Here is a 13,733-nt window from a genome sequence, read left to right as displayed (position 1 = left end):
CGCAAAGCTGCATTTGCAGCGGCATCGAAAATCAGGCGTCGGGCACATAGATCACGGCGTATTTGTCAGCATATGCCCGCTTCCAGCCCAATTCGTCGAAGAAGGGTTGGCGGCTGTCGTCCGCGGACAGCAGCGCCCAGCCTATCGCGTATTTCTTCAACTGGGCTTCGAGGATTGGTTTTCCGCCGCTGTGTCCCGTTTCGTCATCGGTTGTTGTGAATCCCCCCAGGAACAGCTGATCCGTCCGTCCGTCGATGTAGCTCTTGATCCCGTGGAAGATCAGCGTTCCGCCGAAATTGTAGGAATTGAGCACATTGCCTGACAGATGGTGGCTCTCGGCGAATGCGAGCGCGTCGCTGGCCGAGGTCTTCTGGCTTGGCATGACCTGATGCGTGCTGTTGAGCATCGAGATCGCGGCCGTCACCAGAATAATGGCCACTCCGCAGATCGGATAGAACCGCCTGGCGAGAAACTGCTCCAGCCCGTCGCGTTTTTCCGTCACCCATTTCCCAAGGGAAAGCGAAGGGCATTGCTGTCCGACCTCCACCGCCAGCACAACCGGAACCAGCAGGAAGAACAGATACATGAAGCGCAGATGGCTGAGATACACATGCAGGGTGAAGACAATGAACAATGCCTTCGCCCAGCCGATTCGCAGCCGCGATACCAGAAGCCCGAAGAACATCAGCATCAGCGCCATTTCCTGCGGGAACTGCTCCGTGGCATTGAACGCCCGCCATTCCGTTATCAGGGGCACAGCCTCATTGCCGTAGGCGACGGTGAACGTGGTCAGGATGGCCTTGAAGCCATAGGGATGAATCAGGCTGACCACGGGACATAGCAGCCCGAAAGCGATCCATCTGGCCAGTAGCGCCGGCTTCGACAGACGTATGCGCGCCAGCAGATCAAGGCCGGCAAAGCCCGCGATGACGAAGCTCAAGGTGAATGTCGCATGCAGGTTCGCCCACAGGACAACAAGGGCAAGCAGCCACCATGGCGGCGCCCGTTCTTGTCTTGACGCCTCAAAAAGCAACGCAGTCCAGACGACGATGATCGGCAAGGTGAAGATATGGGGACGTGCGGTGTAGATCGGGCTGATCAAGGCCGCGGCGGCGAAGGCCAGCCCTATCGCCAGCGTCGGTTTCAGCCATTCGCCGAGAAACCATGCCATCAGGAAGACCGTCAGGCAGATCGTGGCGATGATCAGTGCCACCACCCCGTTCCAGCCTCCTGCCTGGTAGGCGAGCGCCAGCAGGACTTGCCCCAGCCATTCCTTGGCGATCCAGGGCTGGCCGGCAAAAGTGTGGGAATAGGTATCGACGGTGGGGAAGGTCCGGTTCGCCAGGAAGTCCAGCCCGACCTTGACCTGCCACCAACTGTCTGGGTCTTGCAGGATGGCACCGGCAAACATCGTCAGCGCGAATGCCATGACCAGGGCAACGAACAGGCAGAATATCAGCCGGGTCCTCTGCGTATCCTCGGACGACGGCACGGCACGCATGGTCAACTGAAGCTCGCTCATGTCATGTCCCAAGCCATCGCGCTGGCGCCCCGATCAAGGAATATGGTCCGTCGGCGTCGCCCGCATGGCAGCTGCCCCACGATCCGAGCTGCCCACGAACACGAAGCGGGATGAACCAAGGTAGAAGATGATGGTGTAGAGGCAGTTTCCCGCCAGATGAACGAACGGGTTTTCGAGGACGCCCGCCGAAACGGCGGCGATCACGACTGCCAGGTTGGCGCCATAGGCGACACCAAAAATCATCGCGTATCGTCGGGCGGTACCGGGCCGAAAACCGCCCTCTTTTTGGAAGGTCCATCGGCGATTGAGGAAGAAGCCAAGGACGAGGCAGGCAGCATAGCCTGTTGCATTGGACACGATGTCACCGAGGCCCAGCGCCAGCCCGGCCAGGATCGTTGTGTATCCCAGGGCGGTGTTGAGCAGGCCGACGGCGCCAAATCGCAGCATTCTCGACAAGTCAGTCGGCAGGCTCGACCGCATGCTGATGTGCCCGCGTCTTTTGCTAGAAAACCGGCTCAAGCACGCGCGGCCTTCTTCGCCATTTCCTGGAGATGATGGACGGGCAGGTTCCGGTTCTCGGTTGCCTGGCTGCGTGCGACGATCTCGTTGACGAAGTAGAGCGGCCGCCGCTTCGTCTCCATGTACATGCGTCCCAGATATTCGCCGAAGATTCCAAGAACCATAAGCTGGACGCTGCCAAGTATCAGCATGATCGCCGCAAGGCTTGTCCAGCCAGGCAAGACGTTTCCGGCGGACCATTCCAACAAGGTATAGCCGAGCATGACAAGCCCGAGCAGGCCGAACATCATCCCCAGAAGCGAGGCAAACCGCAATGGCGCCACGGAGAAGCTTGTCATCGCGTCCACGGCCAGAATAACCATCTTCTTCAATGGATAGTGGGTGGTCCCCGCGAAGCGCCTGTGCCTCTCATAGGGGAACGCGACCTGCTTCAATCCGATCCAGCTCACCATGCCCCGGATGAACCGATAACGTTCGGGCATTGCGTTGAGGTGGTCGAGCGCGCGCCGGCTCATCAGCCGGAAATCGCCGGAATTCGGCGCGATCTCGACGTCGACCATTCGTCGCAGCAGGCGGTAGAACATCGAGGCGGAGGCCAGCTTGAACCAGCTTTCGCCATCGCGCTTCAGTCTCTGGCCATAGACGACATCGAAGCCTTCATTCATCTTCGTCATCATGGCCCCGAGCAATTCGGGCGGATCCTGAAGATCGGCATCGAGAATGAGCACCCGTTGACCGCGGCAGAATTCCAGGCCGGCGCTCAAGGCGATCTGGTGGCCGTAATTGCGCGCAAGGTCTATGGCGACCACATGGTCGTCCTTTTCTGCCAGCCGGAAAACGGCTTCGCGCGTGCCGTCGGTCGCGCCGTCTATGACAAGGACGATCTCGTAGGAGGGGCCATGTTCCAGGCACGCGGCGGTAACGCGGCGGTAAAGTTCAGCCACGCTATCCAGCTCATTGTAGCACGGGACGACAACCGCCAGCATGACAGCGTGCCGCGCGGCGACGTTCTCGATCTCCACCAAGGGCCTTGCTCCCGCTTTGCGGATGGGAATAGCGCCAATTGGTTAGAAAACAGATAAGCTTGCGGGGTCCATTAGGCGCGGAGGCGACCAGCTTGCTAAAGCGCGTCGCGTCAAAACGGATTCATGAGGCGCGCTTTAGGTCCTTTTTCCATGCATGTCGTTCTCCCAAAACCGGGGCCACTTTTGGGCGACCTGCACTAATACCGCCACGAGCGAACGTGATCGCCTCGGATTACGAATCGTGCGTCATCCAGCCTTCGATTGTCGCATAGCGAACAAGCGCCGCGCGGGTTCTCAACCCCAGCTTTTCAGTTGCCCTGGCGCGATACGTCTCTACGGTCTTCACGCTCAGCGACAATTGTCCGGAAATTTCCTTGTTGCTGAAGCCCTTGGCGACCAGCTTGACAACCATGACTTCGCGTTCGCTCAGCGGGTCGGGATTGGTGGCGGAGGACCGAGGTTCCGACAGAATCTTGGCGGCCACGCCGGGATCGATGTAAAGCCCTCCGGCCAGGACGGACCGGATCGCATGGATCAGTTCCTCGGCAGCCGAGCGCTTGAGAATGAAGCCGCGCGCTCCGGCCTGGAGCAACTGGCGCACATAAGCGGCCTCTTCGTGCAATGTCAGGGCGAGTGCGGCGATCTGCGGAAAGAGTGTTCGCATCCGGTCGACCAGCACAATTCCGCTGGCACCTGGCAGCGAAACGTCGACGACGACGATATCCGGCAATGTTTCCGCAAGGCCGATCAGCGCGCTCTCCACGTCGCCCGCCGTGCCGGCGACTTGCAGGTCGGCCTGCGCCTCGACCATGGCCCGGATACCCGACAGCACGACCGGATGGTCGTCGACAAGGAACACGCTGCGACGAGTAGTCGAATGGGGTTGGGTCATTGCGCGCTCACCTCGGCTTGTCGGGTCGCCGCTGGCAACGATGCGTAGATGGTTGTTCCCTGCCCAGGGGCACTTTCCACCGCGAAATATCCCCCAACCAGGGCCAGCCTTTCGCGCATGCCTGAAAGTCCAAAGCATCTGGACCGTGTTTCGTTGATGACCTCGGGATCGAATCCCTTGCCGTCATCCTCGACGACGATTCTCAACTGGCCGTCGGCGTGTTGTGCCGTGACGCTGATCCAACTCGCTTCGGAGTGCTTGGCGACATTGGTCAGCGCCTCCTGCACCACCCGATAGATCGTCACCGAGCCCTCGTCGTCCAGAGGATCGGCCAGGGCCTCCAGATGTGCGTCCGCCGACACGCTGAGGCGCTCGGCCCAGGTCGCGACCATGTCTTCAACGGCCTGCCGCAGGCCAAGGTCGCTGAGCAGCGTCGGCCGCAGCGTTGCCGCGGTGTGGTGCACCTGGATGCTCATGTGCTCGACAATCTTCCGGATTCCGGCAAATGATTGCTTGAGATCTGGCAGCTCGACCGCGTCCTCCAAGGTCTTCAATCCCAATGACAACGCGGTGAGGTCCTGCCCCATCTCATCGTGAAGTTCGCGGGCGACGCGCAACCGCTCGTCTTCCTGTGCGTTGACAAGCCGGCGTGCAAGCATCGCGCGCTCCTCGGCCATCTCCTTGCGTTCCGTGACATCGGTAAAGGCCATTACCGCGGCCGATATGGCTCCCGAGGCGTCGAAAACAGGTGCCGAATTGATGGAAAGCCAAGCCTTGGTCCCATCTCCGCGCTTGACCCAGATCTCCTCATCGAGAACCACCTCGCCATCGCGGATGGCCCGGGTGATCGGCCAGTCGTCGTGCTCATAAGGCCGCCCGTCGGCGTGATATCCCTTTTGTCCACTCTGTTCCCAGAGGTTGACGCCGGAGGTCAGTGTGTACTTGAGCAGTCGTTCGTGCTGGTCGTTGGCAAGGATCAGGCTGCCACTGGGGGCCTCGACCACCACGACGCCGACGGGCATGTACTTGACCACTGCCTGCAGGCGGGCCTGGCTGCCCTGGAAATCCTGGCTTGCGCGGGCCCAGTCGCGTTCGACGCCGGCCATGCGACTTGCCGACCGCATCAACGTGATCGCAAGCGCCATGATCAGCACGATCCCGACGATCAGCAGCAATTCCACGGCGCCATAGTGTCGTGAGTGGTGCGCCAACACGGTTGCCCAGGCGAAATTGCATATGAGCGCGGATACGCCAATCAGCAGCGTGGCGCCGGCAATCTGCTTATGCAACCCCAGCCAGTCACGGCTGTTCGTTGTTTTTACCGGCGGCATGTCAAGGTCCATGAGAGCCTCTGACTATGGGCGGCGACTATGTATCAAGGGTCGTGAAGCGTGAGTTTTGCCCGCGGATTGGCTGGAATTGTGGGCTACCCCTAGCAAGAACGTCCCCAAGCGCCACCTGAATTACTACACCTTTTTCCCCGGCGTGTCTGTCGGGTTTTTCCCGCAGGGCCGGCGGTGAAACGGAAGAGTACCGCCAGCTTAAAACCTGACTCACAGCATGGGTGAATTCCAATTGTTTACGTTTCGCATCGACGAGATGATGAGACCGTCAACTTGGCCATAGAGAGTGGTTGTTGGCAACAGTAACAAGTACTCAGATCTCAAGAAGAGGATACGGATATGAGAAAGATCATTCTCGCTGCGGCTGTGTTGGCTGCTTTTACTGGTCAATCCTTTGCCGGCATTGGCAATGGAAATGGCAATGGTAACGGAAACGTCGGTATCGGCAATGGTAACGGCAACGGCAACGGCAACTCGGGTGCCTTTAACGGCAACCTGAACGGCAACGGCAACTTCGGTATCGGCAACGGTAACGTGAACGGCAACGGCAACCACGGTATCGGCAACGGTAACGTGAACGGCAACGGCAACTTCGGTATCGGGAACGGCAACGTGAACGGCAACGCCAACCACGGCGCCCTGAACGGTAACGTGAACGGCAACGGCAATTTCGGCCTCGGCAACGGTAACGTCAACGGTAACGGTAACTGGGGCGCTCTCAGTGGCAACGGCAACGGCAACTTCAATCATTGACCGTTAGCAGTTCTGCTGAGGATCGGGATTCCTGCAGTTTCGCCCTCACCCCCGGCGACTCCATAGGGCGCTCCCCCAATCGCCCCGCCAGGGATCCCGGTCGTCGCCTTCTAACGACCTGCAACGACCTGTTCGAATCTGGTGTTTCGAACAAGCTCTTCGAACACAGCTCAAGGAGACCGTCATGAAACGCTATATAACAGCACTCACGTGCCTGGCTTTGTGCGCCCCCGTGTTGCTGCCGCCTCAATTTGGGGTAGGCCAGGTCTTTGCCGGCACAGGCAATGGCAATGGCAACGGCAACGGCAACGTTGGTGCCGGTAACGGTAACGGCAACGGCAACGGCAATACCGGCAGCGCCAACGGCAACGGCAACGGCAACGGCAATTTCGGCAACGGCAACGGCAACGGCAACGGCAACGCCAACTCCGGAATCGGTAACGGCAACGGCAATGGCAACGGCAACGTTGGCGCCGCCAGCGGTAACGGCAACGGCAACCGCAACAACGGTACCGGCAACGGCAACGGCAACGGCAACGGCAATTTCGGCTCGGTAACGGTAATGCCAACGGCAACCGCAATACCGGCATCGGCAACGGCAATGGCAATGGCAATGGCAATGTCGGCCTCGGTAACGGTAATGCCAACGGCAACCACAATACCGGCATCGCCAATGGCAATGCCAACGGCAATGGCACGCCCAACGCCAGTGGCAACATAGGCTATCACAACACCGGGACCGGCAATATCGGTGCCTTCAACGGCAGTACCGGAAACGTCGGCGCCTTCAACGGCAACGGCAACACTTCGTCTACCAGTGGCAACGGAAATCTCGGGTCGTTCAACGGGAATTTCAATGGTGGCACGTATAACGGCAACGGCAACATCGGATCCGGCAACGGCAACTTCAACGGCAATTGAGGCCGACGATGGCCAACCGCGCATCAGCTTCCATCGCTCCGCTGTTGCTTGCTGTCGCTTTGGCCGTCGCTTGTTCCTGCACCGCGGTCATGGCCGGCAGCGGCAATGGAAACGGTAACGGTAACGTCGGCAACGGTAATGGCAATGGCAACTCCGGCAACGACAATGGCAATGGCAATTCCGGAAACGACAACGGCAACTTCGGTGTCGGAAACGGCAATGGCAATGGCAATTCCGGAGACGACAACGGCAACTTGGATGTCGGAAACAACAACGGCAACGGTAATTCCGGGAACGGGATGGGCAATTCCGTGACAGGCGACAATCAGGGTACGTCCCAGGTGCCGCCGCCCAGCACCCCTTAAATCCTGGGGGCTCTTGGTATTACCGAGTGACCGGCCGAACATCGACAGTCATTGGCTTCAGGCGAGCGCACGCACCCGTGCGCTCGCCTGAAGCGCTTGTACCGTTCCGATGGTCCCGGTTTGGTTCCTGTTGAAACTTGTCACGAGCGAACAGGCAGGTGCATCCGAATGCGGGCACCCGGCCACGAGCCGCTCAATATCCTGATCGTTCCATCATGCAACGAAGCTATCTGCCGGGCGAGGTTCAATCCCAGTCCGGCTCCGCGTGACTGCGGCTGCAAGCGGTAGAAGGGCTCGAAGACATTCTCATGCTCTTCCACCGGTATGCCCGGGCCTTCGTCCCGGACTTCAATACCACCCGTCTCGTCGATAGCCACCGTGATCGTGCCCCTGGCCCCGCCATGGTCGATCGCATTGCGAATGATGTTTGCCAGGGCGCGCTCGATCTGCAGCGTGTTCACCTCGACACGGATCGTGCTGGCGGACGGTTCGAAGGCAAGGTCGTAGCCAGCTTCGATGGCGAGCGGGGCGAAATCGGCCGCGACCCGGCTGACAAGTTCGGCCAGGTCGACGATCTGGCGTTCGCTTGCCGGGCGGTCGAGCATTTGATGGTCCAGCAGTTGTTGCGCCAGATGCGACAGACGCTCGATATCCTGGACAAGGCGAACGCTCTGGGGCTCTTTCTTCAACAGTTCGGCGCGCGTCCGCAGTATGGCGATAGGCGTGCGCAGTTCATGAGCCGCATCGGTCAGGAAGCGGTTATGCCGGTCATAGCCTTGGGCAAGTCGCGCAAGCGCCTGGTTGAAGGCATGGACCAGCGGCGCGATTTCCTGTGGCACGCGCTTGACCGGGAGTTGCATCGCCCGCGTGTCGATGTCGATGCGCGCCGCCTGGTCGGCGGTGTCGACAAGGCCGGCAAATGACCGGCGAACGACCGCGGGCGTCGTCACAAGGGTCGTGACCCCCATGACGAGAATGATCGGCAGGAGCAGTATTGCGATGATGACCGCTAATGCTGGCAGGGCTTTCTCCCAGTTCCTGCTGCCGTCGGGGTTCCTGGCCACGTCGACGGTGGCCGAGATGTTGACTTCCAGTCCTTCGGTTTCGCCGCGCGAGGATCGTGTCGCCGCCATGATCTGCATCATGCCGGCCTTGGTCGCGGCTTTTTCGATATAGGCTTCCGGCCGCAGGTCATCCTCGGAAAATCCAAGGGTTGCATGGTCTACTTCGCTCAGCAGACCGCCAAAATCCCTGTTGTAGACGTCGGGTACGTTCCCAAAGCGAATGCTCTGGCCGCTACTATCGCGAATGATGTACCAGACATTGGGAAATTCCTCGCGAAAGGATCGCAGCTCCTCGGTTTCATGGACGATCAATTTGCCATTGCTGTCGCGATCGACCGCATTTTTCAGGGCGTCTACAGCTGCCTCGTTGTCAATCAGCAGCCGCGGATTGGCGATCCACAACGCGGCCACGCACAACACGATGAATATGACAAGCGTCGCCGCCTGCAGCAGGATCAGCCGCCGAACCAGGACCCACTGCAGCGAGCGGGCGCGCATCTCCTTCATGACGCGGCCCGCAAGAGATAGCCAAGGTTGCGGATTGCCCGGATCTCGATGCCGGCGGCGACATCCTCGAGTTTGCGGCGTAGCCGGGATATATGCGCGTCCAGGGCGTTGGAGCCGATTTCGTCGTCCAGGGCGTAGACAGCCTCCTCCAATGCGCCGCGCATGATGGTTCGGCCGGGCCGGCGAATGAGCGTTTCCAGGACAAGGCGCTCTCGCCGCGGCAATTCCAATGCCTGATCCTCGACCAGCGCTTCGCGGTATCGGAAATCATAGGTGAGCCGGCCGACCACCGTCTGGTTGGTACGCGAGGTGAATGAACGCCGGTGCAGGGCATGCAGCCGGGCGACCAGCTCCACCGTGGCGAATGGCTTGACCATGTAGTCGTCAGCGCCGGCATCAAGCCCGGTGACGCGGTCATCGAGACCGCTCATCGCGGTCAGCGCGATCACCGGCGCCTCCACATGCAGGGCGCGCAGGCGCGGTATGAGGCTGAGGCCATCGCCGTCGGGCAAGCGGCGATCCAGAATGACGGCGTCATGATGTCCAAACCGCGCCATGGCTTCGGCGTCGGCGAGTGTCGAAACGTGATCGACAATGATGTCCTGACGCTCCAGCGCGGCCTTGAGGACCGAAGCCATTTCCGGCTCGTCCTCTACCAGCAAGATGCGCATATGAATTCTCCGTCAGTTTGGGCCGGCGGCGATCTCCGGTGGGGGAAGGGGCCTGGGCCGTGGCGTAGGCGGTAAAGTGGTTGCCCGCATGCGACAAGAGCCAGATGGCGGCTCTGGTCTATTCACATTCAAGCTTCGGTTGGCGAAAATTGGTCACGACCATCGGCCTTCGGAAGCAAGGGTGCGCGGCGACAAACAAGGTGAGACTCAGCGTCAATCAGGATGAGACTCGGCGGCGGGGGTGTGACGAAGGGAGGGCGTAGCCCGACCGGAGTTACACCCCCGCCGCCGCGCAATTTTTCAGCGTCTTATGATCGCGGTCGGCCCGGTAGCTTGGTGGTTTTCTGGAATGGAGAACCATCTTTGTGCCGGGTCGCCATGTAACCGATCATCAGACGAGGCTTTTTATGAAGTACCGACAAAACAATTCTATCGAGGTCGCCGCCGCCAAGGCGTCGATCAGCAGGGCGACGGCCTATCGCATCAAGACGGACGCGCACCTGCCATCGCAAAAGCAAAAGGCTCGTGGCCGGCGGAGGCCTGACCCTCTCGAGCATATCTTCGATGCCGAGGTCGTTCCCCTTTTGAAGGCGGCGCCAGGCATCCGTGTTGTCGCCATCTATGAGGAGATGCTGCGGCGGCACCCGGAACTGAGCGCGGGCATTCGCCGAACGCTGGAGCGGCGCATCCGGTCATGGCGTGCCATCCACGGCGAAGAGCAGGAGGTTATCTTCCGCCAGCTTCACGAACCCGGCCGACTCGGGCTATCGGATTTTACCGACATGGGCAGCCTTGACGTGTCGATCGCCGGCCAGTCTCTTGATCATCTACTCTACCACTTCCGGCTCGCCTGGTCCGGCTTTGAACACACCCATGTCATTCTCGGCGGCGAGAGCTTCGTGGCCCTGGCCGAAGGACTGCAGAACGCGCTGTGGTCGCTTGGGGGAGCGCCGCTCTATCATCGCAGCGACAGCCTGTCGGCGGCTTTCCGCAACCTCAGCGCCGATGCGAAGGAGGATCTCACGCATCGCTACGAAGAGCTTTGCGCGCACTACCGCATGACGCCGACCCGCAACAACAAGGGCATCGCGCACGAGAACGGTTCGATCGAAAGCAGCCATGGCCATCTCAAGGATGCCATCCGTGACGCCCTTCTGATGCGCGGCAGCAGAAATTTCGACGATCTCGGCGCGTATCGAGCCTTCATCGACGAGATCGTCAGCCGGCACAACGCCAATCATGGCAAGCGCATCGATGCCGAACGCCCTCAACTGCAGGAACTTCCAGACCAGCGGACCAGCGACTTCGAGGAGGTGGTCGTCACCGTGTCGCGGACCGGCGGCTTCACCTTGCGCAAGGTCTTCTACACCGTTCCCTCCCGCCTGATCGGACATCGGCTTCGCATCCGCCTGTTCGATGATCGCCTCGAGGTCTTTATGGGAGGAACAAAGCTGATGACGCTGCCCAGGGGCCGAGGCCATGCCGACGGGAGGCACGATCAGGTCGTCAACTATCGGCACGTCATCCATTCCCTGCGCAAAAAGCCGATGGCGCTTCTTAATCTCGTCTATCGTGACAAGCTCTTCCCGCGGCAGGAATACCGCAGGGCCTTCGACGAGCTCATTGAGCGGCTGCCGGACAGGCAGGCGTGCAAGATCATGGTCGATCTGCTGGCGCTGGCCCACGATCGAGGCTGCGAGCGTGAGCTTGCCGAGCAACTCACCGAGACCCTCGACGCCGGCGACCTGCCCGATATTGCCGTCTTGCGAACCCTCCTCGGCCCGGACCCCGCACGGCTGCCGACCGTCTTGGTGCAACTCGCTTCCCTTAACGGCTATGAAGCCCTGATCGGGGCAACCCATGTGGGAGACGTCGCATGAGCAACGCCCACACCATCGACGAAGCCCGCCTCGGCATCATGCTCAACGAACTCCGGCTACCGACGATCAAGACGCTCTGGGCGCAATTTGCCGAGCAGGCCGATAGAGAGGGGTGGCCCGCCGCCCGGTTCCTCTCGGCCATCGCCGAGCATGAGCTGGCCGAACGGGCACATCGCAGGATCGAACGGCATCTGGCCGAAGCGCATCTGCCGCCCGGAAAGACGCTCGACAGCTTCGCCTTCGACGCCGTACCCATGGTCTCCAAGGCCCAGGTCATGGCCATGACCGCCGGTGACAGCTGGCTCGCCAAGGGCGCCAATATCCTGTTGTTCGGCCCACCCGGTGGCGGAAAGTCGCATCTTGCGGCAGCGATCGGACTCGCCCTCATTGAGAACGGCTGGCGCGTGCAGTTCGCCCGAACCACCGATCTCGTGCAGAAGCTCCAGATCGCGCGGCGAGAGCTGCAGCTCGAAGCCGCCATCGCCAAGCTCGACAAGTTCGATCTGCTCATCCTCGACGATCTGGCCTACGTCACCAAGGACCAGGCCGAAACGAGCGTGCTCTTCGAACTCATCTGCGCAAGATATGAGCGGCGTTCCATCATGATCACCGCCAATCAGCCCTTCGGAGAATGGAACAGAATCTTTCCGGACCCCGCCATGACCCTCGCCGCAGTGGACCGACTTGTTCACCACGCAACGATCTTCGAGATGAACGTCGAAAGCTACCGGCGCAGATCCGCCATGGAAGCCAAACGCCAGCGCGGCAGGCCAGCCTCTTACGCGACAATCAAGAACAAACACGAACTTGTCGCGGAGCGGCAATCAGAAATAGATGAAGGCCTTGCCAGCGACAATCAGCATGATAATTTGCACGTGACCGCGACCTGAGAATCTCATCCAGATCGCCGCTCACGTCTCATCCAGATCGTCGCGCTATACAAGGGCATGGAAGGTGTAGAAATCCCGTCAGCGCAAACAAAGTTGCGGCGAAAAAAGCACTCGGCGCACATCTGAGATGGCCCGCGCCACATATGGGCATTGTGATTCCTGTCGTGAGGTTACAACAGGCAAGTAGATTACGAAGATTACACCGACATTACGACGCAACATTTGGCGCGCCGCGGATTTCAGGGCGAACGGAGAGGGCAGTTCCCAGCGGATTGACCATATGGCCAATCCATCCCCGAGAACTGCTCTCTCCGATCGATGCCCTTCACTGGACCTGGAGGCGGCGGGTAGCCGCCGCCGGAGGGAAGCCGTGGTCTAGAACCGGTAGTTGACGCCGGCTTTCAGCTCATGGCTTCCGATCGTCGACTTGGATGTGCCGAGCGTGGTCGTCGTCTCGACGTTCGGCGTACGGATATAGTCATACTCGACCTTGGCGGAGAGACCGCCGGCAAAGGCCTGCTCGATACCAGCACCGACCAGATATCCGGCCTTCCATCCGCTGCTGTCGGTCAGGTTGTCGCCCTTCTCGAACTTGGTGAGCGCCACGCCGCCGGTTCCAAACACCAGCGTCTGATTGAAACTGAGGCCGGCCTTGGCCTTGGCGGCCGCGCGCCACTTTTCCTTGACCTTGCCGCCCCGAACATCGTGCTCGGCGCCTCCCAGGTAGGAGCCTTCGATTTCGGCGCCCAGAACCGCCGGGCCCATCTGGACGTTGTAGCCAGCCTGCGCGCCGGCATCGAAGCCGTTCCTGTCGGCGAAAGGGTTTGGCATCCTTGTGAACGCCGTGCCGCCATGGGCACCGAAATAGGCGCCGCTCCACTGGAAAGCCGGGGGATCGTTGTAGGCGGGCGATAGGTCGGCGGCCATCGCTGATCCGTTCAAATACACGGCGAGCGCAAGGGCGGCTCCCGCCAGGGCAATCATTCTTTGAGAAGACATTGCATTACTCCAGACACATATGCGCAGCACTCGACGCGCGGATTTGATCCTTTGAGAGCGCGACCATTTGGGGCGGCCGTACTCCGGTTTCGTTGTCTCTCGCCTGGAATGATCGCCCGGCGCCGTGGTCACACGAACCGGCGTGGAGCACATGTCATTGGGAGCTGATTTGCCGTGCGATCCATCATGTGAAAGACACCGGCTATCTCGCAAATGAAAATTGCGGGCACATTGCGGGAAACCGGAAAGTGAAGATTTTTCGCTTTATTTTCAATTAATTGAAGAGAGATTGTTTACGGATATTTAACCGTTTTGGTTTGCCTGCCTGCGAGACCGCGCATCACTTGCGCGCCTTGTGCGGAGGATGAAAGGCCGAGCCATT

Annotated in this window: 13 protein-coding genes; 4 read left to right on the top strand and 9 right to left on the bottom strand. The window is 60.2% G+C overall.

Annotated elements, in window-relative coordinates:
- Positions 1 to 31: 31 nt before the first annotated feature.
- The 5 genes from LGH82_RS13920 to LGH82_RS13900 all read right to left on the bottom strand — a co-directional run bounded on the left by LGH82_RS13920 (position 32) and on the right by LGH82_RS13900 (position 5,301).
- A complete protein-coding gene (locus LGH82_RS13920; RefSeq protein ID WP_227349010.1) occupies positions 32 to 1,522 on the bottom strand; it encodes a hypothetical protein in 1,491 nt (496 codons plus the stop codon).
- Positions 1,523 to 1,555: 33 nt separating this feature from the next.
- Positions 1,556 to 1,969 carry a GtrA family protein gene (locus tag LGH82_RS13915; protein WP_227349009.1) on the bottom strand — a complete coding sequence of 138 codons (414 nt, stop codon included), beginning with the start codon at positions 1,967 to 1,969 and terminating at the stop codon, positions 1,556 to 1,558.
- Between the two features lie 68 nt (positions 1,970 to 2,037).
- Positions 2,038 to 3,027, bottom strand: coding sequence for a glycosyltransferase family 2 protein (locus tag LGH82_RS13910; protein WP_227349579.1), 990 nt, complete (start codon positions 3,025 to 3,027; stop codon positions 2,038 to 2,040).
- Between the two features lie 271 nt (positions 3,028 to 3,298).
- Positions 3,299 to 3,958 (bottom strand): response regulator, encoded by a 660-nt coding sequence (locus LGH82_RS13905; protein WP_227349007.1) that lies wholly within the window; start codon positions 3,956 to 3,958, stop codon positions 3,299 to 3,301.
- On the bottom strand, positions 3,955 to 5,301 hold the full coding sequence (locus LGH82_RS13900) for an ATP-binding protein (RefSeq protein ID WP_227349006.1): 1,347 nt from the start codon (positions 5,299 to 5,301) through the stop codon (positions 3,955 to 3,957). Before LGH82_RS13900 ends, LGH82_RS13905 begins: the two co-directional genes overlap by 4 nt.
- A 339-nt stretch (positions 5,302 to 5,640) precedes the next feature.
- Here LGH82_RS13900 and LGH82_RS13895 point away from each other — a divergent pair, with 339 nt between their 5' ends.
- A complete protein-coding gene (locus tag LGH82_RS13895; protein ID WP_227349005.1) occupies positions 5,641 to 6,054 on the top strand; it encodes a hypothetical protein in 414 nt (137 codons plus the stop codon).
- Positions 6,055 to 6,300: 246 nt separating this feature from the next.
- Here LGH82_RS13895 and LGH82_RS13890 read toward each other — a convergent pair whose 3' ends face one another.
- Positions 6,301 to 6,999 (bottom strand): hypothetical protein, encoded by a 699-nt coding sequence (locus tag LGH82_RS13890; protein WP_227349003.1) that lies wholly within the window; start codon positions 6,997 to 6,999, stop codon positions 6,301 to 6,303.
- Here LGH82_RS13890 and LGH82_RS13885 point away from each other — a divergent pair.
- A complete protein-coding gene (locus LGH82_RS13885) occupies positions 6,984 to 7,340 on the top strand; it encodes a hypothetical protein (RefSeq protein WP_227349002.1) in 357 nt (118 codons plus the stop codon). The genes LGH82_RS13890 and LGH82_RS13885 overlap by 16 nt on opposite strands.
- 140 nt (positions 7,341 to 7,480) lie before the next feature.
- On the opposite strand, the gene LGH82_RS13880 is transcribed toward LGH82_RS13885, so the two are convergent.
- Positions 7,481 to 8,911, bottom strand: a complete 1,431-nt coding sequence (locus LGH82_RS13880) for a sensor histidine kinase (protein ID WP_227349001.1) — start codon at positions 8,909 to 8,911, stop codon at positions 7,481 to 7,483.
- Positions 8,908 to 9,582 (bottom strand): response regulator transcription factor, encoded by a 675-nt coding sequence (locus tag LGH82_RS13875; RefSeq protein ID WP_227349000.1) that lies wholly within the window; start codon positions 9,580 to 9,582, stop codon positions 8,908 to 8,910. Before LGH82_RS13875 ends, LGH82_RS13880 begins: the two co-directional genes overlap by 4 nt.
- 407 nt (positions 9,583 to 9,989) lie before the next feature.
- On the opposite strand from LGH82_RS13875, the gene istA reads away from it, so the two are divergent.
- On the top strand, positions 9,990 to 11,462 hold the full coding sequence (istA, locus tag LGH82_RS13870) for an IS21 family transposase (protein ID WP_227344002.1): 1,473 nt from the start codon (positions 9,990 to 9,992) through the stop codon (positions 11,460 to 11,462).
- The gene (gene istB / locus LGH82_RS13865; RefSeq protein WP_227344001.1) at positions 11,459 to 12,352 is read left to right on the top strand and encodes an IS21-like element helper ATPase IstB; all 894 of its coding nucleotides are present in this window, start codon (positions 11,459 to 11,461) and stop codon (positions 12,350 to 12,352) included. The genes istA and istB overlap by 4 nt, the downstream gene beginning before the upstream one ends.
- Positions 12,353 to 12,727: 375 nt before the next feature.
- Here the strand turns inward: istB and LGH82_RS13860 are convergent, their stop codons facing one another.
- Positions 12,728 to 13,351 (bottom strand): outer membrane protein, encoded by a 624-nt coding sequence (locus LGH82_RS13860; protein WP_227348999.1) that lies wholly within the window; start codon positions 13,349 to 13,351, stop codon positions 12,728 to 12,730.
- Positions 13,352 to 13,733 lie beyond the last annotated feature (382 nt).

Source organism: Mesorhizobium sp. PAMC28654 (assembly GCF_020616515.1).
Lineage (GTDB): Bacteria > Pseudomonadota > Alphaproteobacteria > Rhizobiales > Rhizobiaceae > Mesorhizobium.
This window is presented reverse-complemented; position numbering and strand designations above follow the sequence as displayed.

Coding starts and splice junctions, on each gene's coding strand:
- istA (WP_227344002.1), top strand. CDS start 9,990: ATGAAGTACCGACAAAACAATTCTATCGAGGTCGCCGCCGCCAAGGCG.
- LGH82_RS13880 (WP_227349001.1), bottom strand. CDS start 8,911: ATGAAGGAGATGCGCGCCCGCTCGCTGCAGTGGGTCCTGGTTCGGCGG.
- LGH82_RS13885 (WP_227349002.1), top strand. CDS start 6,984: ATGGCCAACCGCGCATCAGCTTCCATCGCTCCGCTGTTGCTTGCTGTC.
- LGH82_RS13890 (WP_227349003.1), bottom strand. CDS start 6,999: ATGCGCGGTTGGCCATCGTCGGCCTCAATTGCCGTTGAAGTTGCCGTT.
- LGH82_RS13900 (WP_227349006.1), bottom strand. CDS start 5,301: ATGGACCTTGACATGCCGCCGGTAAAAACAACGAACAGCCGTGACTGG.
- LGH82_RS13915 (WP_227349009.1), bottom strand. CDS start 1,969: ATGCTGCGATTTGGCGCCGTCGGCCTGCTCAACACCGCCCTGGGATAC.
- LGH82_RS13875 (WP_227349000.1), bottom strand. CDS start 9,582: ATGCGCATCTTGCTGGTAGAGGACGAGCCGGAAATGGCTTCGGTCCTC.
- LGH82_RS13860 (WP_227348999.1), bottom strand. CDS start 13,351: ATGTCTTCTCAAAGAATGATTGCCCTGGCGGGAGCCGCCCTTGCGCTC.
- LGH82_RS13905 (WP_227349007.1), bottom strand. CDS start 3,958: ATGACCCAACCCCATTCGACTACTCGTCGCAGCGTGTTCCTTGTCGAC.
- istB (WP_227344001.1), top strand. CDS start 11,459: ATGAGCAACGCCCACACCATCGACGAAGCCCGCCTCGGCATCATGCTC.
- LGH82_RS13920 (WP_227349010.1), bottom strand. CDS start 1,522: ATGAGCGAGCTTCAGTTGACCATGCGTGCCGTGCCGTCGTCCGAGGAT.
- LGH82_RS13895 (WP_227349005.1), top strand. CDS start 5,641: ATGAGAAAGATCATTCTCGCTGCGGCTGTGTTGGCTGCTTTTACTGGT.
- LGH82_RS13910 (WP_227349579.1), bottom strand. CDS start 3,027: ATGCTGGCGGTTGTCGTCCCGTGCTACAATGAGCTGGATAGCGTGGCT.